This window comes from Agromyces sp. NPDC058484, from assembly GCF_042720415.1.
Taxonomy (GTDB): Bacteria; Actinomycetota; Actinomycetes; order Actinomycetales; family Microbacteriaceae; genus Agromyces.
In genome coordinates, this window is record NZ_JBHXMP010000008.1 from 136,619 (window position 1) to 155,918 (window position 19,300).

General features: G+C 68.1%; 20 protein-coding genes. 17 read left to right on the top strand and 3 right to left on the bottom strand.

Annotated features, from left to right (window positions below; translation table 11 throughout):
• Positions 1-101 precede the first annotated feature (101 nt).
• From ACFWN7_RS08805 to ACFWN7_RS08840, 8 genes are all read left to right on the top strand, one after another.
• Positions 102-1,379: an ABC transporter substrate-binding protein gene (locus ACFWN7_RS08805; protein WP_376938426.1), complete on the top strand. Its 1,278-nt coding sequence runs from the start codon at positions 102-104 to the stop codon at positions 1,377-1,379.
• A 248-nt stretch (positions 1,380-1,627) separates the two neighbouring features.
• Complete coding sequence (locus tag ACFWN7_RS08810; RefSeq protein WP_376938427.1) at positions 1,628-2,422, top strand: carbohydrate ABC transporter permease; 795 nt, start codon at positions 1,628-1,630, stop codon at positions 2,420-2,422.
• Positions 2,423-2,534: 112 nt separating this feature from the next.
• Positions 2,535-3,287 carry a carbohydrate ABC transporter permease gene (locus tag ACFWN7_RS08815; RefSeq protein ID WP_376938428.1) on the top strand — a complete coding sequence of 251 codons (753 nt, stop codon included), beginning with the start codon at positions 2,535-2,537 and terminating at the stop codon, positions 3,285-3,287.
• Positions 3,287-4,747, top strand: coding sequence for an arylsulfatase (locus ACFWN7_RS08820; RefSeq protein WP_376938429.1), 1,461 nt, complete (start codon positions 3,287-3,289; stop codon positions 4,745-4,747). Before ACFWN7_RS08815 ends, ACFWN7_RS08820 begins: the two co-directional genes overlap by 1 nt.
• Positions 4,748-4,766: 19 nt before the next feature.
• A complete protein-coding gene (locus ACFWN7_RS08825) occupies positions 4,767-5,726 on the top strand; it encodes an ROK family protein (protein WP_376938430.1) in 960 nt (319 codons plus the stop codon).
• 35 nt (positions 5,727-5,761) lie between these two features.
• Complete coding sequence (locus tag ACFWN7_RS08830; protein WP_376938453.1) at positions 5,762-7,291, top strand: M81 family metallopeptidase; 1,530 nt, start codon at positions 5,762-5,764, stop codon at positions 7,289-7,291.
• A gap of 10 nt (positions 7,292-7,301) precedes the next feature.
• Complete coding sequence (locus ACFWN7_RS08835) at positions 7,302-8,645, top strand: alpha-L-fucosidase (RefSeq protein ID WP_376938431.1); 1,344 nt, start codon at positions 7,302-7,304, stop codon at positions 8,643-8,645.
• Entirely contained in the window at positions 8,642-9,415 is a 774-nt protein-coding gene (locus ACFWN7_RS08840; RefSeq protein ID WP_376938432.1) for a copper homeostasis protein CutC, read from the top strand. The genes ACFWN7_RS08835 and ACFWN7_RS08840 overlap by 4 nt, the downstream gene beginning before the upstream one ends.
• A gap of 74 nt (positions 9,416-9,489) precedes the next feature.
• On the opposite strand, the gene ACFWN7_RS08845 is transcribed toward ACFWN7_RS08840, so the two are convergent.
• The 3 genes from ACFWN7_RS08845 to ACFWN7_RS08855 are packed head-to-tail and all read right to left on the bottom strand — an operon-like array spanning position 9,490 to position 11,804.
• Positions 9,490-10,164, bottom strand: a complete 675-nt coding sequence (locus ACFWN7_RS08845) for a FadR/GntR family transcriptional regulator (protein WP_376938433.1) — start codon at positions 10,162-10,164, stop codon at positions 9,490-9,492.
• A 9-nt stretch (positions 10,165-10,173) separates the two neighbouring features.
• Positions 10,174-10,935, bottom strand: a complete 762-nt coding sequence (locus ACFWN7_RS08850; protein WP_376938434.1) for an SDR family NAD(P)-dependent oxidoreductase — start codon at positions 10,933-10,935, stop codon at positions 10,174-10,176.
• Positions 10,936-10,955: 20 nt separating this feature from the next.
• On the bottom strand, positions 10,956-11,804 hold the full coding sequence (locus tag ACFWN7_RS08855; protein WP_376938435.1) for a fumarylacetoacetate hydrolase family protein: 849 nt from the start codon (positions 11,802-11,804) through the stop codon (positions 10,956-10,958).
• 133 nt (positions 11,805-11,937) lie between these two features.
• Here ACFWN7_RS08855 and ACFWN7_RS08860 point away from each other — a divergent pair, with 133 nt between their 5' ends.
• The 9 genes from ACFWN7_RS08860 to ACFWN7_RS08900 form a co-directional block, all read left to right on the top strand.
• Complete coding sequence (locus ACFWN7_RS08860; RefSeq protein WP_376938436.1) at positions 11,938-13,239, top strand: L-fuconate dehydratase; 1,302 nt, start codon at positions 11,938-11,940, stop codon at positions 13,237-13,239.
• A complete protein-coding gene (locus ACFWN7_RS08865; protein WP_376938437.1) occupies positions 13,236-14,204 on the top strand; it encodes an aldo/keto reductase in 969 nt (322 codons plus the stop codon). Before ACFWN7_RS08860 ends, ACFWN7_RS08865 begins: the two co-directional genes overlap by 4 nt.
• Positions 14,201-15,064 (top strand): amidohydrolase family protein, encoded by an 864-nt coding sequence (locus ACFWN7_RS08870; RefSeq protein WP_376938438.1) that lies wholly within the window; start codon positions 14,201-14,203, stop codon positions 15,062-15,064. The genes ACFWN7_RS08865 and ACFWN7_RS08870 overlap by 4 nt, the downstream gene beginning before the upstream one ends.
• 14 nt (positions 15,065-15,078) lie before the next feature.
• Positions 15,079-15,516, top strand: coding sequence for an RbsD/FucU family protein (locus ACFWN7_RS08875; protein WP_376938439.1), 438 nt, complete (start codon positions 15,079-15,081; stop codon positions 15,514-15,516).
• A 349-nt stretch (positions 15,517-15,865) separates the two neighbouring features.
• Positions 15,866-16,768, top strand: coding sequence for a GntR family transcriptional regulator (locus ACFWN7_RS08880; protein ID WP_376938440.1), 903 nt, complete (start codon positions 15,866-15,868; stop codon positions 16,766-16,768).
• A 150-nt stretch (positions 16,769-16,918) separates the two neighbouring features.
• Entirely contained in the window at positions 16,919-17,062 is a 144-nt protein-coding gene (locus ACFWN7_RS08885; RefSeq protein WP_376938441.1) for a hypothetical protein, read from the top strand.
• A complete protein-coding gene (gene cofE / locus ACFWN7_RS08890) occupies positions 17,059-18,006 on the top strand; it encodes a coenzyme F420-0:L-glutamate ligase (RefSeq protein WP_376938442.1) in 948 nt (315 codons plus the stop codon). Before ACFWN7_RS08885 ends, cofE begins: the two co-directional genes overlap by 4 nt.
• Entirely contained in the window at positions 18,003-18,713 is a 711-nt protein-coding gene (gene cofC, locus ACFWN7_RS08895; RefSeq protein WP_376938443.1) for a 2-phospho-L-lactate guanylyltransferase, read from the top strand. The genes cofE and cofC overlap by 4 nt, the downstream gene beginning before the upstream one ends.
• A partial coding sequence (locus ACFWN7_RS08900; RefSeq protein WP_376938444.1) for an LLM class flavin-dependent oxidoreductase occupies positions 18,710-19,300 on the top strand: 591 nt, incomplete at its 3' end. The genes cofC and ACFWN7_RS08900, both read left to right, overlap by 4 nt.

Sequence of the window (19,300 nt, forward strand, 5' to 3'; positions counted from 1 at the left end):
CAGTCGTCGGTAAACATCCGATGTTAGGTTGACCAAGAATAACTTTGGCCCTAAAGTTACCTCAACAGTACTCAACGCTGAGTCGAACAGGAGAGATAGAGATGGTTTCTCGGGTAACAAAGGTCGGTGCAATTGTTGCCGCGGCCCTCGTCGTTGGTGGACTCGGGGCGTGTTCAGCCGACACGGGGTCTGACGATTCCGGGCCGAAGACGATCACGTGGAGCTTCTGGGACCAGGGTGAGGCCGGCAACAAGGTCTGGAAGGCTCGCGCTGCGGCAGTGACGGAGGAGAACCCGGACATCACGGTTGAGCTCACGACGAGCCCCTTCGCCGACTACTTCACGAAGCTGCAGTCTCAGTTGGCAGCCGGCACGGAAGCGTGCATCGTGTCGATGCAGAGCCTGCGGCTCCCCGCCTTCGCGAGCGCTCTGGAACCGCTTGACGACCTGCTCGCGGAGCAGGGCTTCGACGAATCCGAATGGAACGAGGGCGCTCTCAGCGCACTCCAGTTCGAGGGCGAGCAGTACGCCGTACCGTACGGGTTGTCGACGATGCTCCTGTACTACAACAAGGACGCGTTCGCCGCGGCGGGTGTGGAGGAGCCGACTTCGGCCTGGACGATCGAGGATTTCGAGGCCGCGGCTGAAAAGATCACGGCCGCAACGGGGAAGCCGGCGTTCGGGCAGTCGTTCTCGGACCTTCACATGTTCGCGATGCTGCTGGCCGACAACGGTGCGAAGCCCGTGACCGCCGAGGGTGAACTCGATCTCACCTCGGACGAGATGAAGGAAGCCTTCGACTGGTACAGCGGCCTCGCAACGGAACAGGGAGTCGCGAGCGTCCCAGCCAGCGCGTCCGACATTCCGTGGGGTGAGCAGCAGTTCGTGGCGGGCAACGTGGCAATGGCCGTCGACGGGTCCTGGAACCTCGCGAGCAATGCCGCGGATGCCGGCTTCCCGGTCGGTGTCGTGGCACTGCCTCAGGGGCCGAATGGCGGCGGCACTTATTCCGCCAACTCCGGCTTCGGTATCTCGAAGAGCTGTGAGAACAAGGCAGCGGCGGCCGAGGCGATCGTCGCCATCACCGGCGCAGATGCCGCTGAGGAATCCGCGAAGGGTGGGACCGCGCCGGCGCGCCTCGGCAGCGAGGACACGTTCTACCAGGGTCTGGCAGACAGCATCGACGCGAAGAACCCGGGCTACTCGCAGCAGGCTCGAGACGCGGTCGAAGCATCGAGTGAAATGGCGACTCCGTTCATCAGCACGGACAACTGGGACCAGGTGACGAAGCAGATCGCCAGGCAGTTCATCCTCGCGTACACCGGCAGCGAGGACCCCGAGCAGGTTCTCGAAGCCGTCCAATCGGCTGCCGCGAAGTGATTCACGGGGCGGGTCGGCGCAACGACGTCGCCGGCCCGCCCATCGACACGGATGGATGACAAATGATCAAGGCGAACGCCGCCGCCGGGCAAGCCGAGGTGGCCAATCGTGCGTCAGAGCGCACGGCAGACGGTGGTGTACCAGGACGGGGGACTGCCGCAACGAGTCATCGGAAGCGTCGGCGGTCGGAGCGGCCGGCCGCGCTCGGCTTCCTGACCCCGAGCATTCTCGGGCTGACGGTGTTCATCATGTTCCCGTCCGTTCTGGCGATCGTCACGAGTCTCTTCCACTGGCCGACCTTCGGTGAGATCACCTTTGCCGGGTTCGAGAACTACGCGGCGCTGTTCGAGCCGGGGAGCGAGTTCATTCCCGCACTCGTCAACACCTTGGTCTTCACGATCATCATCGTGCCGGTGAATCTCGTACTCACGGTGGCCATGGCGTTCTGGATCGCCGGCAGTCGATTCCGGCGCCTGTACCGGGTCTTGTTCTTCCTACCCGTGGTGACCCCGACGGTCGCCACCGCGATCATCTGGAAGCTGCTCTACCAGCCGAACGGCCTGATCGATTGGGCGGCGTCGCTGTTCGGAATCGACCTCCCGAACCTCCTCGCAACCGAGAGCACCGCCCTGCTCGCGGTCACGGTCGTGATCATCTGGCAGGGGTTCGGCTACAACATGCTGATCTTCTCAGCCGCCATCGACCAGCTCCCGACCGATGTGCTCGCTGCGGCATCCCTCGATGGCGCGGGCCCGTTGCGGCAGCTGTTCCAGATCAAGATTCCCCTGTTGACGCCGGCCATCTTCTTCGCCTCGACGGTCACGTTGATCCAGGCGTTCCAGATCTTCGCCGAGCCGTTCGTCATGACCGCAGGCGGGCCTGGCACGGCAACCGTGACCGTGGTGATGAACGTCTACCAGACGGCGTTCCAAGGCGGCGAACTGGGTGCTGCCGCGGCACCGGCGATGGTGCTGTTCCTCCTCATCCTCGCAGCCACATTCGTCCAGTGGTTCGGCCAGAAGAAGTGGGTGCACTATGAGTAGTCTTGAGCGCGTCAGCCCGGCGGCCTCTCGCCGGCGTCGAGGGTTTCCCGCACTTCGGATCACGAACGAGCTGCTGCTTGCGATCGTGGCGGCGTTGTACATCCTGCCGATCGTGTTCACATTCACTTCGTCGTTCAAGTCCAACAACGAGGTATTCCAACAGCCACCGACTTTCTTCGGTGCGGAGCTGCGTTGGCAGAACTACGTGGAGGTCTTCGAGTTCGCGCCGTTCCAGCGGTACATCTGGAATGGGCTCGTGGTCTCGGTGCTCGGGACGATCATCGTCCTCGCGGTGTCGGCGCTGTCGGCGTACGCGTTCGGGATCCTTCGTTGGCGCGGACGTGATCAATCGATGCTCGCGTACCTCGGAACGATGATGATTCCGCAGGAAGTGCTGATGATCCCGATGTTCCTGGTCATGGCGCAGTTCGGGTGGATCAACACGTGGCAGGCGCTCATCCTGCCGTGGGCATTCGGCGCGTTCGGCACGTTCCTGTTGCGGCAGTTCTTCGCAAGTCTTCCGTATGAGTTGGTGGAAGCGTCGCGAGTGGACGGATGCCACAACTGGACGACCTTCTGGAGGGTCATCCTGCCTTTGGCCAAGCCGTCACTCGCAGTCCTGGCCGTCTGGACGTTCCTCACGTATTGGAACAGCTTCCTCTGGCCGCTCATCATCGTGAACAATGTGAGCGAACTCGGCACCGTTCCACTCGGATTGCAGACGTTCTTCGGTGAGCACGGCGCAGCCTGGAACCTCATCCTCGCGGCTTCGGTCATCTCGATGGCACCGACGCTCCTGATCGTGATCCTGTTGCAGAAGCACCTGGTGAAGGGGATCGCTACCGTCGGCTTGGCGGGTCGTTGATGCAGACACGCCTCCAGTCCGGCGAGGGATCCGGTCGCCGGCAGCCGAACATCGTGTTGTTCGTGGCCGACGACCTCGGCTGGGGCGATCTGGGCGCGTACGGGGCAACGGCCATTCCGACGCCGGCGATCGACAAGCTCGCTGCAGGGGGCGTGCTGTTCACGGATGCCCATGCGACCTCCGCCGTATGCAGTCCCAGCCGCTACAGTCTCATCACTGGGCGGTACCCGTGGCGAAGCCCGTTGCAGGCGGGAGTGCTTGGAGGTACGGACCCATCGATTCTCGATGACGAGCCGACGCTTGCCGATGTGTTGCGTGCCGGCGGGTACCGTACGGGCGCCTTCGGCAAGTGGCACCTCGGCCTGAACTGGAAGCACAAGGCGGGCTCGCGCCCGACGGCGTTCGGGCCAGCCGGGTTCGTGCCGGACATGCAGGCATCCGGCAGAGACGTCGACTACGCCGAGCCGTTCACCGGAGGGCCGCTCGATCATGGGTTCGACGACTTCTTCGGGATCGCCGGTTCGTTGGACATGCCTCCGTACTGCTTCCTCGAGCAGGACCGCACGGTGGGAATCCCGTCGATCGAGAAGTCCCCGCTGATCACCTCACAGCGGCCCGGCCTCGCCGTCGACGACTGGGTCGATCACGCGGTGGACACGACGGTTCTCGAGAGAGCGACCGCGTGGATCTCGCGTCAGGCGACCGGTGACTCGCCGTTCTTCGCGTATGTCGCATCCGCGGCGCCGCACAGGCCGTGCGTGCCGCCCGGGTTCGTCACGGGAAGGTCGGAGGCCGGCCCCAGAGGAGACTCCGTCTGCCTCGTCGACTGGATGGTCGAACGGATCGTGGAGACCCTCGAGCAGGCAGGTGTTCGTGGCGACACGATCGTCATCATCACGAGCGACAACGGTGCCCCCTTGATCTTCCCGGAGGACGGCGACGTCGTGCGACATCGCCCGAACGGCCCGTGGCGAGGGCAGAAGGCGGATGCCTGGGAGGGCGGACACCGTGTACCTCTTGTCATTGAGGGTGCGGGAGTACCCAGCGGGAAGTCCGATCGCCTGGTTTCGCTCATGGATCTCGTTCCAACAATCGCCCACATGGCAGATGCGGTCGACGTTGTGAGGCGGGACGGAGTGATCATCTCCGAGGCCATCGGCGACGAGCGCACCCCGAGTGGCCGAGGTCCGCTCGGCCAGCAGGCTTTCGACGGCTCACTGGTACTGCGGGAGGGCACCGACAAGGCGGTGTTCAGCACCGGATCCGGTGGCTTCACCGATCCGATCGGAACGCCGACCGACGCAACATCCGGGCAGTTCTTCGAGCTCGACCGTGATCCACAGGAGCTGGTCGATCGCTGGGCCGATCGCGGCGACGAGGCTCGAGAAATGTTGGAGCGCTTCCGAGCGGCAACCGGCTTCTCGACCGATCTCGACACGAGATTGGCCGAGCGTGCGTAAGGGTGACCCTGATCAGCTCATGCGCAGCAGGTCCACTGCCGGAGCCTTCGTAGCCGGAATCGACATCGGTGGCACGAAGATCTCTGCCGTAATCTGCGACTCGGAGGGGCGCCGAATCGCCACGGATGCGGTGCCGGCTCCGGCCCGCGTAGGTGGCGAAGCGATGGCGGATGCCGCCGCCGCCCTCGTTCGTCGACTCGAACACGATTCCGGTGCCGCGCTGCACGCCGCGGGTGTCGGCGCAGCCGGGGTCATCGATCAGTCCACGGGCACCGTGATCGCGGCATCCGAGTCGTTCAACGGCTGGGCAGGGTTTCCGCTCGGGAGCGTGCTTTCCGACACCCTCGGCCTACCGGTGGCGGTGGAGAACGACGTCAACGCCTTCCTGCACGGGGAACTCCGCTGGGGCGCTGTTCACAACCGTGCGCACGTGCTCGGAATCGCCCTCGGCACCGGAGTCGGTGGCGCGATCGCGCTCGATGGCCGGATCTTCGCCGGTCATCGTGGTGCGGCCGGTGAGATCGGCCACACGCCGGGGTACAGCGACATCGTCTGCACCTGCGGGCGGGTGGGACACCTCGAGACGCTGGCGTCAGGGAGGTCGATCGAAGAGCGCTATGCCGAGCGGACCGGTGCTGCGGCCCGACTCGATGCTGTGGAGATCGCCAGGCGGGCTCGAATCGGTGATGCCGAGGCGCGGGCAGTCTACGACGATGCCGGCCGTGCCGTAGGGCTCGCGATCGCCACAGCCACGACGCTGTTCGACCTGTCCGACGTCGTCATCGGCGGAGGAGTGCGAGGCGCGTGGGATCTGCTCTCACCGTCGCTCCACGCCACGCTCGCTCGGAACGAGCCGGTGTCCGGTTACCCCCTCGACATCCACCCGTCGGCACTCGGCGACGCTTCCGTGGCGCTTGGCGCCGCAGCGCTCGCCCTGCATGAGGCCGACGCCACTACCGGAGCGGAGCGCACTGCATGAGCGAACTCAGACTGTCCGAGGCATCCGAAATCTGGATGGGCCCGCTGAGCCCCGTGGAGCCCGGTGGGCTCTCCAAGCCGCGCATCGGGATCGCCGGCATCGCCATCGAATCGAGCACGTTCTCGCCACATGTCTCGGGTGACGAGGCTTTCACGATCCGCCAGGGTGACGAGCTCATCGGGTACTACCGGTTCCTCGCTCCCGGCACGGAACTTCGTGATGGCGCCGAGTGGGTGCCGCTCACACACGGCCGATCCTTGCCCGGAGGGGCGGTCGCCACCGCGACGTATGAGCGCATGAAGCAGCTCATCGTCGACGGGATCCGCGCCCAAGGGCCGTTCGACGGCTTCTTCTTCGACATTCACGGAGCGATGAGCGTCGTCGGAATGGTCGACGCCGAGGCCGACCTCGCCCACGCCGTCCGGGACGCCCTCGGCCCCGACACCCTCGTCTCGGCGTCGATGGACCTGCACGGCAACGTCTCGCGTGAACTGCTCGACGAGGTCGACCTCATCACCTGCTACCGGATGGCACCACATGAGGACGAGCAGAACACGAAGGAACGAGCGGTGTTCAATCTCCTGACGCGTCTGCGCTCGTCCGATGGCACCGACCCGTCCGCTCGCCGCCCGTACAAGGCCTGGCTTCAGGTGCCCGTGCTCCTGCCCGGCGAGAAGACCAGCACCCGGCTCGAGCCGGCTCGCAGCATCTACGCAGAGATTCCCGGTATCGAGGCGCTGCCCGGCGTCGTCGACGCCGCGATCTGGGTCGGCTACGCATGGGCCGACGAGCCGCGTTGCCAGGCAGCCGTGGTCGTAACAGGTGATGACCCCGAACTCATCCGTCATGAGGTCGAGCGGCTCGGACGCCTCTACTGGGATGCCCGTGCGGACTTCGTATTCGTCGCGGACGCGCTGCCCCTCACTGAATCGCTCGACGCCGCTCTCGCACCTGGAGCGCCGCGACCGTTCGTGATCTCCGACTCGGGCGACAACCCCACCGCCGGAGGCGCGGGCGACGTGTCGTGGACCCTCGGCCGGCTGCTCGAGCGCCCCGAGCTCGCGAACGGCACGGCGACCGCGATCCACGCGTCGATCTTCGACGCGGATGCCGTGCGGATCGCCCGTGAGGCGGGCGTCGGTCACACGGTGTCACTCGAGGTCGGCGGCCGAGTCGACGCAGGCCCGTCCGGGCCGATCGCAATCGCCGGCGACGTCTTCTCGATCACCGACGGCGACCCCGACGCGGGAACGCAGGTGGTGGTCAGGTCGGGCGGCGTGCACGCCATCATCACCGAGCGCAGGAAGCCGTTCCACCACATCGCCGACTTCACGATGCTCGGCCTCGACCCGCAGGCGACGGACATCCTGGTCGTGAAGATCGGCTACCTCGAGCCGGAGCTCTACGAACTCGCAGCCGGATGGACGCTCGCACTGACCCCCGGCGGCGTCGACCAGGACCTGCTGCGACTCGGCCACCACCACCTCGTCCCCGGCGTCTACCCCTTCGACACCACGGGAACCCCGACCCTCGAAGCCGTGGTCACCCGTCGCACGACCACCTGACCGGAGACCCATGCTCAACTTCGAACAGCGCACCGGCCCCGACTTCGGCGTCGCAGCCCCCACCTACCCCACAGCACGAGTACCAGAGTGGTACCGCGACGCGAAGCTCGGCTTCTTCGTGCACTGGGGGTTGTACTCGGTGCCCGCGTGGGGCACCCCGCACGGCGAGGGTAGGGTCCCCACCGAGGACGCGTATGCCCACCACCAATACGCCGAGTGGTACGGCAATACCGTTCGCATCCCGGGAAGCCCCACCTGGGAGCACCACCAGGACGTGTACGGCACGGGCACGAGCTACGAGGACCTCGCCGACCTCTGGGACTCCTCGGCGTTCGACGCGCCGTCGTTCGTGGGATCGCTTATCGACGCGGGCGCGCGATACGTGATCCCGACGACGAAGCACCACGAGGGCTTCTGCCTCTGGGACACGGCGACGACCCCGTTCAACGCAACGAAGCGTGGCCCCCGCCGCGATCTCATCGCCGAGTTCCACGATGCGACGCGGGCCGCCGGCGCCCGGTTCGGCGTGTACTACTCGGGCGCGCTCGACTGGCACGTCAGCGATTTCCCGCCGATCGAGTCGGACACCGATCTCTTCCGGTTCCGCCGCAACGACGAGCGCTTCGCGCGATACGCCGCGGCGCAACTCGACGAGCTCGTGGAGCGGTTCTCGCCCGACATCCTCTGGAACGACATCGACTGGCCCGACGGGGGCAAGGGCGGTGGCGACTTCGCCGTCGCGGCGTTGCTGGGCCGCTACTTCCGGAGAGTTCCGGGCGGGGTCGTGAACGACCGTTGGGGGGTGCCCTACCACGGCTTCCTCACCCGGGAGTACCGCGAGATCGACGACGTCATCGTCGAACCGTGGGAATCCACGCGTGGACTCGGGTTCTCCTTCGGCTACAACCAGGCCGAGGGTCCCGAGCACTCGCTGTCGGGTGATGCACTCATCCGGCTCCTCATCGATGTCGTCGCCAAGAACGGCAATCTGCTCATCAACGTCGGGCCCCGCGCCGACGGCACGATTCCCGAACTGCAGGCCGCGAGCATGGCGGCGATGGGCGGATGGATCCGCCGGAACGGCGAGGCGGTCTACGGCACCCGGCCGTGGGTGCGGGCGGTCGAACCGCTCGCGCCGATCCGCTACACACAGTCAGCAGGCACCGTGTTCGTGCACCTGCTCGAGCCGACCTCGGGTGAACTCGTCCTGCCCGACGAGCTCGCAGCAACCGGCTCGGCCGCTTGGCTCGGCGCCGGCGCTGCCGACCTTCGCCGGGACGACGGACGTGTTCGCGCGTCGGTGCCCGAAGGGCTCCGCGGCGAGGCGGTCGCGGTGCTGGCGGTCTCCCGATGACCGCGGGCGCGCCCGGCCGGGCCTTCGACTCGCAAGCGCTGCGGCCCCGCGCCGTGGAGATCGCCGTGCACGATCCGGCCGGCGCCCGGATCGCCTTCGAGGCGGGCGCCGACCGCGTCGAGCTGTGCACGGCGCCCGGTACTGGCGGTCTGACACCGTCGATCGGCACTGTCGCCGCGTGCGTGCGGATCGCCGAAGCCGCCGGCAGGCTCGCGGGTGTGCACGTGCTCGTGCGGCCACGCGAGGGCGGCTACGTCTACACCGCAGAGGAGGTCGAGACCCAACTCGCAGACATCCGCGCCGTGGTCGAGGCAGGGGCGGGCGGCGTGGTGATCGGTGCCCTGACGGCCGACGGTCAGATCGATCGGCCCGCCGTCGAGCGCCTCGTGCTCGCTGCCGGCGAAGCCGCGGTGACGTTCCATCGGGCACTCGACGCGATGCCCGATCCTCAGGCCTCGGTCGACGTGCTCGTCGGCCTCGGGATCTCCCGCATCCTGACTTCGGGCGGCGCGGCGCGCAGCATCGACGGGGCGACCGAACTCGCGGCGCTCGCGGATCGCGCCGACGGGCGCCTCGAGGTGATGGCGGGCGGTGGCGTGCGCCCCGTCGACATCCCGACGTTGTTCGCGCTCGGGATCGATGCGGTGCACCTTTCGGCGCGCCAGATCGTCGAGGATCCGGCTCCGACGGGCCCAGTCGGCGGCGCGTCGCTCGTCTCCCGCACGGATCCCGCACTGGTGCACGCCGCGGTCGCGGCCGCCCGCCGCTGATCCAGGCCGGCTGCACCGAAATGGTCGTTGCCGCTGATCCAACCGTCGGAGTTGCTCGGGTCTTCGGTGCCGACTCAGAGCGCCGCCGAGCGCAGCCACTGCTCGACGCCCGCCACGTGCGCGAGCGTGAGCGCCTCGGCGAGGGTGGAGTCGCCCGCCGCGATGGCCTGGAGGATCGCCCGGTGCTCGCTGAGCGTCTGATCGACGGCGTGCTCCTGCGTGATGCCGCGCCAGATGCGCGCTCGCACCGTGTGGCTCGAGAGCGAATCGAGCAGGCTCGCCAAGTACCCGTTGCCGGCGGCTCGGGCGATTGCGCCGTGAAACTGGAGGTCGTGTGCGACGAGGTCTTCGACGCTCGCGTCGGTCTCGACGGCGTCGACGATCTTCTGGAGCATCTCGAGCTGCGTCTCGTCGGCGTGCTGGGCGGCGAGTGACGACGAGGCAGGCTCGAGGATGCGTCTGACCGCAAGGATCTCGAGGATCGACTGGTCGTCGTGCAGGTCGATCACGAACGACATGGCCTCGAGCAGCAGCGCGGGCTCGAGGCTTGTGACATAGGTGCCGTCGCCGCGGCGCACGTCGAGCACCCGGATCAGTTCGAGTGCTTTGACGGCCTCCCGCAGTGAGTTGCGCGACAAGCCGAGCTGTTCGCTGAGCTCCTTCTCGGGGGGGAGGCGATCACCGGGGGCCAGACGGCCCTCGGTGATCATGTCCTTGATGCGCTGGATCGCCTCGTCGGTGACGGCCATACGGTGATGCTAGCGCGCGGGGGCGGGACGCAGCCGGAGGCCCTGCATGCCGCCGTCGACAGCAAGCGCGACACCGGTGGTCGAGCCAGCGCGGGGGCCCGCGAGGTAGGCCACCGCTTCGGCGACCTCCTCGGCGGCGACGAGCCTGCCGTGCGGCTGTCGCGCCTCGAGCGCGGCGCGCTCGGCGGCGGGGTCGTCGGCGCTATCGAGAAGCCGCCCGACCCAGGGCGTGTCGACGGTGCCGGGGTTCACCGCGTTCACACGGATGCCCTCGCGAATGTGGTCGGCGGCCATCGCCAGGGTGAGCGAGAGCACGGCGCCCTTGCTCGCGCTGTACAGCGCGCGCTGTGGGAGGCCGGCAGTCGCCGCGATCGAGGAGGTATTCACGATCGCCGCCGCAGGAGACTGCCGCAGGTGCGGTAGCGCGGCACGGGTGACCCGTGCAATGCCGATGACGTTGATGTCCAGTACGCGTTGCCACTCGGCGTCGTCGTTCGCGGCGATGTCGCCCTGGGCGCCGATGCCGGCGTTGTTGATCACGATGTCGAGCCGACCGAACGCCCGGACGGTCTGGTCGACCGCCGCCGCGACGCTCGCGCTGTCGGCGACATCGACGGCGACGCGCAGGTCGGCATGCTCCGCCGACTCGGGCCGCAGGTCGAAGACCGCGACTTTTGCGCCGCCCTTCTCCAGGCGTTCGGTGATCGCCGAACCTATGCCGCTCGCGCCGCCGGTGACGACGGCGACGAGGCCGTCGAATTCCTGATCCACGTGGATGCTCCGTTCCCGGCTCAGGCGGCCGTGTACTGCTGGCGCTGCCGGCCGAGGCCGTCGATCTCGAGTTCGACCACGTCGCCCGGGGCGAGGTACGGGAAGCGACCCGACAACGCTACGCCCTCTGGAGTACCGGTGAGCACGAGGTCGCCGGGCTCGAGCGCGAGGTACTGGCTGAGCTGCCAGACGATCGCGTCGATGCCGAAGATCAGGTCGCGTGTTCGGGAGTCCTGGCGCGGCTCGCCATTCACCCAGCTGCGAAGGCGCACGTCATCGATCTGGACCTCATCACCGGTGACGAGCCAGGGGCCGGTCGGGCAGTAGCCCGGCGCACTCTTGCCCTTCGACCATTGACCGCCGGACACGGCGAGCTGCCAGTCCCGTTCCGAGAGGTCGTTCACGAGCACGTACCCGGCGACGTGAGCCCGCGCGTCATCGGGGGAGTCGAGGTAGCTCGCGCGAGAGCCGATGACGATGCCGAGTTCGACCTCCCAGTCGGTCTTGGTGCTGCCCCGGGGGATCTGGACCGCGTCGTTCGGGCCGACGACCGTGTTCGGCGCCTTCATGAACATCACGAGATGCTCGGGCGGCTGCGAGCCCGACTCCGCCGCGTGGGCCGCGTAGTTCATGCCGACGCAGTAGATCGCCGACGGTCGGGCGATGGGGGCACCCACACGGAGCTCGGTCGCACCGGCGAGCTCGGGGAGGCGGCCGTCTGCGAGGGCGGCAGATGCCCGGGCGACGCCGTCGCCGCCGAGGAACGCGCCGTCGATGTCCGCCGTCACCGAACGCAGGTCCAGGTGGCGGTCGCCGTCGACGACGACGGGGATCTCAGCTCCGGGGGCTCCGAGGCGGGCGAAACGCATTGAGGGTCCTCTCGACGAACATCAGCACTCTGGTCGGATGATTCCGACGTGTCTTAGGCATTCTCGCACATTCATCGAAGGTTGACGGCTCAAACATCCGATGTTTATTCTGGAGTAGGCCAGAAAGGACATCATGACCACGATCATCGACGTCATCACGCGCGACATCCGCTTCCCGACCTCGCTCATGCTCGACGGATCGGACGCCATGAATCCCGACCCCGACTACTCGGCGGCCTACCTGATCATCCGTACGGACGCCGCCGACGGGCTCGAGGGACATGCCTTCGTCTTCACCATCGGCCGGGGAAATGACGTGCAGGTGGTCGCGATCGAGGCGCTCCGTGAGCACCTCGTCGGCCGAGACGTCGAAGCGCTCCTCGGCGACATGGGGGCGGCCTCGCGGCTGCTCATGACCGACTCCCAACTGCGCTGGCTCGGTCCCGAGAAGGGTGTCATGCATATGGCGATCGGCGCGGCCGTCAATGCGCTCTGGGACCTTCGTGCCAAGCGCGCGGGGGAACCGCTCTGGCTGCACCTCTCCCGGCTCTCACCCGAGGAGATCGTCTCGCTCGTCGACTTCCGTTACCTGAGCGACGCGATCACGCCCGACAAGGCGATCGACATCCTTCGCGCCGCGCTGCCCGGCCGAGAGGAGCGGACCCGGGCTCTCCTCGCGAACGGCTACCCCGCTTATACGACGAGTCCGGGGTGGCTCGGCTACTCCGACGAGAAGCTCGAGCGGCTCTGCCGCGAGGCCGTGGCCGACGGTTTCCCGCAGATCAAGCTCAAGGTGGGTGCCGACCTCGACGACGACCGGCGTCGGATGGCCGTCGCCCGGCGCACGGTCGGCCCGGATTACCCGATCGCGATCGACGCGAACCAGCGCTGGGACGTGGCGTCCGCCATCGAGTGGGTGCAGGCCCTCGCAGAGTTCGACCCCGCATGGATCGAGGAGCCGACCAGCCCCGACGACGTGCTCGGCCACGCGGCAATCGCGCGCGGCGTCGCGCCAATCCGGGTCGCCACCGGCGAGCATGCACAGAACCGGGTGCTGTTCAAGCAGTTCCTGCAGGCCGGGGCCATGCAGGTCATGCAGATCGACGCAGCCCGCGTCGGCGGGGTCAACGAGAACATCGCGAACCTCCTGCTCGCCGCGAAGTTCGGCACCCCCGTCTGCCCCCACGCGGGCGGCGTCGGCCTCTGCGAGGCCGTGCAGCACCTCTCGATGTTCGACTTCGTCGCCGTCTCGGGCACGATGGAGGGACGCATGATCGAGTACGTCGACCATCTGCACGAGCACTTCGCGACCCCTGTGGTCATCGAGCGCGGGCGCTATGTCGCGCCGACCGCACCCGGCGCGGGCACGGAGATGCTCCCCGCGTCGATCGAGCAGTACACCTGGCGCGGTCACCACGCGGAGACCCTCGCGTGAGTCTGCCGGCCGAGTTCATCGCACGGATGGGGCCGCTCGGCTTCGGAGCCGCCTCGATCGGCAACCTCTACACCGAAGTATCCGAGGAACAGGCCGCGGCTGCCTTCGCCGCGTCGTGGGACGGTGGGATCCGCTACTACGACACCGCGCCGCACTACGGGCTCGGCCTCTCCGAGCGTCGGCTCGGCGCGTTCCTCGGTGCCGAGCCCCGCGACGAGTTCGTGCTGTCGACGAAGGTGGGCCGCGTGCTCGACCCGAACCCGGCCTTCGCCGGGGGCGACGACCTGGCCTTCGACTTCGCCGTGCCGAACCGCACGGTTCGTCGCTTCGACCCGAGCGAGGCGGGCATCCGGCGCAGCATCGAGGACTCCCTCGAGCGGCTCGGCATGGACCGCATCGACATCGCGTTCCTGCACGATCCCGACGCCTACGACCTGGACCGGGGGCTCGCAGAAGGGCTTCCCGCCCTCGCGAAGCTTCGCGACGAGGGCGTGGTCGCCGCGATCGGCATCGGAACGAACGACGCCGCCGCCGCGGCTCGCGCCGTGCGTGAAGGCGACCTCGACGTCGTGATGATCGCGAGCAGATACACCCTGCTTGAGCAGTCCGCACTCCACGAACTGCTGCCTGCGTGCGAGGAGCGCGGCGTCGACGTCGTGGCCGCCGCAGTGTTCAACTCCGGGCTGCTTGCCACCGACACCCCGTCCGCGAACGCGCGCTACGACTATGCTGCGCCGTCGGCCGCCGTGCTCGAACGTGCCGAGCGGCTCGCGGCCGCCTGCGCCGCATCCGATGTCGCACTGCCAGTGGCGGCCATCCACTACCCGTTGCTGCACCCGGCCGTACGCTCCGTCGTGGTCGGGTCGGCCGTCGCCGGCGAGATCGCCCAGAACGTGCAGAGGATGCGCGACACGCCGCCCGCGCGGCTCTGGAGCGAGCTGCGCGCGCGGAAGCTCATCCCATGACCCGCATCGTCGATGCCCACCTGCACGTGTGGGACCGCACGGTGAGCGACTACGCCTGGATCACCCCAGAACTCGGCCCGCTCGACCGCTCGTTCAGTGCCGAGGAGGCGCGAGTCGTGCTTGCAGCGGCGGGCGTCGACGGCGCGATCCTCGTGCAGGCCGAGGACTCGCTCGCGGACACCCGGTTCCTGCTCGACACCGCACGCACGCACGACTGGGTCGACGGCGTCGTGGGCTGGCTTCCGCTCGATGCGCCATACGTAGCACGGACCGCGCTCGACGAGATCGCGGCTGACCCCGCGCTTCGGGGCATCCGTCACCTCGTGCACGACGACCCCCGCGACGAGTTCCTCGACCTGCGCGAGGTGCGCGCGTCCCTCGCCGAGCTCGTCAGGCTGGGGCTGGTCTTCGAGGTCCCGGACGCGTGGCCGCGGCACCTCGCCGGCGCACGCCGCGTGGCCGAGGCGGTGCCTGGATTGACCGTGGTGATCGACCACCTGGCCAAGCCTCCGGTCGGCCGCGCCGACTTCGACGACTGGCGGCGCGAGTTCGACCGAGTCGCGGAGCTTCCGAACACCGTTGCCAAGTTCTCGGGGCTGCACCTCCCCGGCGTCGCCCTCGACGGCGGCGTCGCTGGGACGCTCCTCGAGATCGCCCTCGCCGGATTCGGCGCCGACCGGCTGATGTACGGCGGCGACTGGCCGATGTCAGTGCCGCACGGGGGCTACGCACCGACATGGCGGGTGATGCGCGCGGCGATCGACCGCATCACTTCGCCGAACGAACGAGCGGCGGTGCTCGGCGGCACCGCGATGCGGGTCTACTCGCGCACCAATGGCGCCACCGGGCGCACCGACTGAGAAGGAGACGACGCATGCTCTCCGGGATCCATCCAATGCTCACCGCCGACCTGCTTGCGGCCCTCGACCGGCTCGGGCACGGCGACGAGCTCGTCGTCGCCGACGCGAACTTTCCGGCGCACCGCTTCGGCATCGAGGTCGTCGAGCTCGCCGGCATCACCTCTCCCGCGGCAGTCGTCGCGATCCGCACCGTGATGCCGGTCGACCGCTATGAGGGCCCCGCGGTGCTGCTCATGACGTCGGAGGGGGACGAACTGCCGGTGCAGCGCGAGCTGCTCGACGCAGCGGCTGCGCCCGCCGAGCGCACGTCGTCGCTCGAGCGCTTCGCCTTCTACGACCGCGCAGCTGCAGCACGACTCGCCATCCGCACCGGCGAGGTGCGTCCGTACGGCAACCTCATCCTCCGCAAGGGCGTCGTCACCGCCCCGGCGAGCTGGACGCCGGCGGACTGAGGACACAGTTCGCACAACACTCCAGAACGCAACATGATTTCGCGAGAGATGCTTCTACGTGTTCGGGGAGCGCGTTGACGACAGGTTGCATCCTTCGCATATTGCAGCGAAGCACGGCGGCGGCGATCCGCGACTACGTTCGACCGTGATGAGATCATCACCGGTCTCCGAGACCTCGTCGGCGAGCTTTGCGCCCCCGGCGAGATCGCGGCATCCTGCTGGGGTTCACGTCCCGTCCGCCCCTACAGGATGCCGTTCCACCAGGACGTCTTGATCCCGGTGAGACCCTTTCGTGCATACTTCATTCGAGACTCGGCAGCCACTGGGAGTTTGTTCGATCGAGCAAGCCGTGGGCGCTTCCTTCGTTGACGTGTGGTGCGATCGCCACCAGCGTGCTCATCAACGCAAGCCAAGTCTTCGATGTCATCTTCGAATATTGGATCCGGAATGCGCATCTTGCGTGATCTTTCCGATACATTCGGATGCCATGACCGCTCGTACTGCAGGTGAACCCGGCGAAGCCGCCGAGAACGCAGAATCCCGCGAAGGTGCGCTTCAGCGTCTTGCCGGCCGCCACCAGACGGGCTACCGCTCGGTCGGGGTGATGGTGTATGACATCCTTCGGGATGCGATCCTCAATGGGACGCTCGTCCCCGGGCAGAAGTTGCGCCAGGAGACGCTCGCCGAGACGATCGGTGTCTCTCGGCTCCCGGTGCGCTCGGCGCTCATTCAGCTCGAGGCTGACGGGCTCGTGGAGTTCCATGAGCGGCGCGGGGCGGTCGTCAAGGCGCTCTCAGTCGACCAGGCACGCGAGGTGTACGACATCCGAACCCTGCTCGAGGTCGAGGCGCTGCGGCTCTCGATGGCCGAGATGACCCCCGAACGGCTCGAGCGGTTGCGGGAACTCGGTCGTGCCGCCGACCTCGAGGAGGAGGGCGCTGATTTCGTGGACGCTCGCACCGAGTTCTACGCGGTGCTCTATGACGCGGCGCGGAATCCGGTGCTGTGGGAGATGATCGAGCAGTTGCGGCTCAAGGTAGGCCGTTACGTGCTCGGGTGGCGTCTCGTGAACAACGGTGACCACGCGCATGCGCATTCGCATGAAGGGCTCATTTCGGCCGTCGCTGCCGGCGAGGTCGAGCCTGCTGTCGAGGAGCTGCGGTCGCATCTGCAGCGCGTGCGGGACGCGGTGCTCGAGCTCCTCGCCGCCGATGGCGCACGATCAGCGGAGGCTGGTCAGGCCCACCGCTGATCATGCTTCGACGTCCTGTTTCAATTTGGATCTTGATTTTTGGATCCAGTATCCGAAATAATGAGGAGGTCGAGGACAGCCAGTCCGCCTGAAGCCGTCCACCAATCGCGAATGAGACGGCTTCGATTCGTCAGAACCGGAGGAGCGCCCATGGCCATCCACTACGCCGAGATCCGGCGATCTCTCGACCTCGCTCCCGGCCTCGACCGCCTCCACCTGCATGGCGTCGGCCGCGACCAGACCGCGGGGCGCACGAGCCTCGGCCGCGACGTGCTCCCGGGACTGCGAGCATGAGCCCCGCGCCTCGCCCCTTGGGCATCCGGGTCCTGAGCGGCATCGGCGAGATCCGCCCCGGCGACGATCTGGTCACCGTCATCACGGATGCCGCCGCCGGCAGCCTCGAGCACGGCGACATCCTCGTCATCACATCGAAGATCGTCTCGAAAGCCGAAGGGCGCATCGTGCCGGCCTCAGACCGCGAGCAGGCCATCACCGACGAGACCGTGCGCACCGTCGCGACGCGCGCGCACGCCGGCGGGCTCACCCGCATCGTCGAGAATCGCCTCGGCATGGTCGCCGCCGCAGCCGGCGTCGATGCGAGCAACACCGGGGCCGGAACCGTGCTCCTCCTACCTATCGACCCCGACGCATCGGCGCGGGCGATCGCTCGGGGTGTTCGCGAACGCACCGGTCGCCTGGTGGGCGTGATCCTGAGCGACACGCTCGGACGCCCGTGGCGGGAGGGGCAGACCGATGTCGCGATCGGTGCGGCCGGGGTGCACGTGCTCGACGATCTGCGCGGCACGACGGATGGCGCGGGCAACCCGCTGTCGGTCACGATGCCGTGCGTCGCCGACGAACTGGCCGCCGCGAGCGATCTCGTGAAGGGCAAGGCGAGCGGATGCCCCGTGGCCGTCGTCTCGGGGCTCGGTCGCCTCGTCGGGCCGCTCGGCCTCCCCGACGCCACCGCGATCGTTCGACCCGCGGCACAGGACATGTTCCGGCTCGGCACCGACGAGGCGATCGCCGAAGGGTATGCGGCGGGCCTCGCCGCGGGGCGCGCCGAATCGCAGGCGGCAGCCCGTTCCGAGGGCTATGCCGCCGGCCTCATCGCCGGCCGTGCGGTCGGGTCGGCGGCAGGCCGCACCATCGGGTGGGCGGAGGGCTTCGCCGCCGCCGTGACCCGGCACGACGGGCCTCATGTGCCCGACCTCGTGGACGCGCGGCCCAGCTCATGACGACCTGGACGCTCGTGATCCCGGTGAAAGCACTCGCCGCGGCGAAGTCGCGACTCGCGCCGGCAGTTACGCCGCCGGTGCGGCTCGCGCTCGCCCGCGCATTCGCGCTCGACACGATCGAAACCTCGAATGCGGCCCGATCCGTCGATCGCATCGTCGTCGTCACCGGAGAGGTCGATCTCGACGCACATCTCCCGCACGGCGTCGACGTGCTGCACGAGAGCCCCGGTGCGGGACTCGGCTCCGCCGTCGAACTCGGTGTCGCGGCCGCCCGATCCGACGGTGACGTCGCGGTCGCGGTACTGCTCGGCGACCTGCCCGCGCTGCACACCGACGGGCTCGAGTCTGCGCTCCACGCGGCGGCGCGGCATCCGCTCGCCTTCGTCCCCGATGCCGACGGCACCGGCACGACCCTGGTGACGGCACAGGTCGGCGAGTCGTTCACGCCGGCATTCGGTGACCGCTCGGCCGCCCGGCACGCGGCCGCGGGTTTCACCGACCTCGTCGAGGCCGAACCCGACTCAATGACCTCCGGTGTACGGCGCGACGTCGACACCGTCGAGGCGCTGGAAGATGCCTTGCTGGCAGGCGTGGGCCCCCACACGGCCGAAGTCGTGGCGGCGCTGGCCGACGGCGCGCTGCCGCACGCACCAGCCGGCGAGGCCCGCAGAACGATCACCGACCCCCATGGAAAGGGAACATCATGACGCTCACCCTCGGATACAAGGCCAGTGCGGAGCAGTTCGCGCCTCGCGAGCTCGTCGAGATCGCGGTCGCCGCGGAAGGGCACGGCATGGAGTCGGTGTTCGCGAGCGATCACTTCCAGCCGTGGCGGCACACGGGCGGCCATGCGCCGTTCTCGCTGACGTGGATGGCCGCGGTCGGCGAGCGCACGACGGACATCAGGATCGGCACGTCGGTGATGACGCCGACGTTCCGGTACAACCCGGCCGTGCTCGCGCAGGCGTTCGCCTCGCTCGGCGTGCTCTACCCGAACCGCATCATCGCGGGGTTCGGGTCGGGGGAGGCGCTGAACGAGATCGCGACGGGGTTCCGGGGCGCGGGTGAGCAGGACTGGCCCGAGTTCAAGGAACGGTATGCGCGGCTGCGCGAGTCGGTGCGGCTGATGCGGGCGCTGTGGAGCGACGAGGGGCAGGTCAGCTTCGACGGCGAGTACTACTCGACGCATGACGCGTCGATCTACGACCGGCCGGATGCCGCGGTGCCGGTGTACATCGCGGCGGGCGGGCCGCTCGTGGCGAAGTACGCGGGTCGCGCGGGCGACGGCTTCATC

Excerpts from the sequence above, each read along its gene's own strand:
- ACFWN7_RS08805 (WP_376938426.1), top strand. The coding sequence starts at position 102 with ATGGTTTCTCGGGTAACAAAGGTCGGTGCAATTGTTGCCGCGGCCCTC.
- ACFWN7_RS08810 (WP_376938427.1), top strand. The coding sequence starts at position 1,628 with ATGTTCCCGTCCGTTCTGGCGATCGTCACGAGTCTCTTCCACTGGCCG.
- ACFWN7_RS08820 (WP_376938429.1), top strand. The coding sequence starts at position 3,287 with ATGCAGACACGCCTCCAGTCCGGCGAGGGATCCGGTCGCCGGCAGCCG.
- ACFWN7_RS08825 (WP_376938430.1), top strand. The coding sequence starts at position 4,767 with ATGCGCAGCAGGTCCACTGCCGGAGCCTTCGTAGCCGGAATCGACATC.
- ACFWN7_RS08830 (WP_376938453.1), top strand. The coding sequence starts at position 5,762 with ATGGGCCCGCTGAGCCCCGTGGAGCCCGGTGGGCTCTCCAAGCCGCGC.
- ACFWN7_RS08835 (WP_376938431.1), top strand. The coding sequence starts at position 7,302 with ATGCTCAACTTCGAACAGCGCACCGGCCCCGACTTCGGCGTCGCAGCC.
- ACFWN7_RS08840 (WP_376938432.1), top strand. The coding sequence starts at position 8,642 with ATGACCGCGGGCGCGCCCGGCCGGGCCTTCGACTCGCAAGCGCTGCGG.
- ACFWN7_RS08845 (WP_376938433.1), bottom strand. The coding sequence starts at position 10,164 with ATGGCCGTCACCGACGAGGCGATCCAGCGCATCAAGGACATGATCACC.
- ACFWN7_RS08855 (WP_376938435.1), bottom strand. The coding sequence starts at position 11,804 with ATGCGTTTCGCCCGCCTCGGAGCCCCCGGAGCTGAGATCCCCGTCGTC.
- ACFWN7_RS08860 (WP_376938436.1), top strand. The coding sequence starts at position 11,938 with ATGACCACGATCATCGACGTCATCACGCGCGACATCCGCTTCCCGACC.
- ACFWN7_RS08870 (WP_376938438.1), top strand. The coding sequence starts at position 14,201 with ATGACCCGCATCGTCGATGCCCACCTGCACGTGTGGGACCGCACGGTG.
- ACFWN7_RS08875 (WP_376938439.1), top strand. The coding sequence starts at position 15,079 with ATGCTCTCCGGGATCCATCCAATGCTCACCGCCGACCTGCTTGCGGCC.
- ACFWN7_RS08885 (WP_376938441.1), top strand. The coding sequence starts at position 16,919 with ATGGCCATCCACTACGCCGAGATCCGGCGATCTCTCGACCTCGCTCCC.
- cofE (WP_376938442.1), top strand. The coding sequence starts at position 17,059 with ATGAGCCCCGCGCCTCGCCCCTTGGGCATCCGGGTCCTGAGCGGCATC.
- cofC (WP_376938443.1), top strand. The coding sequence starts at position 18,003 with ATGACGACCTGGACGCTCGTGATCCCGGTGAAAGCACTCGCCGCGGCG.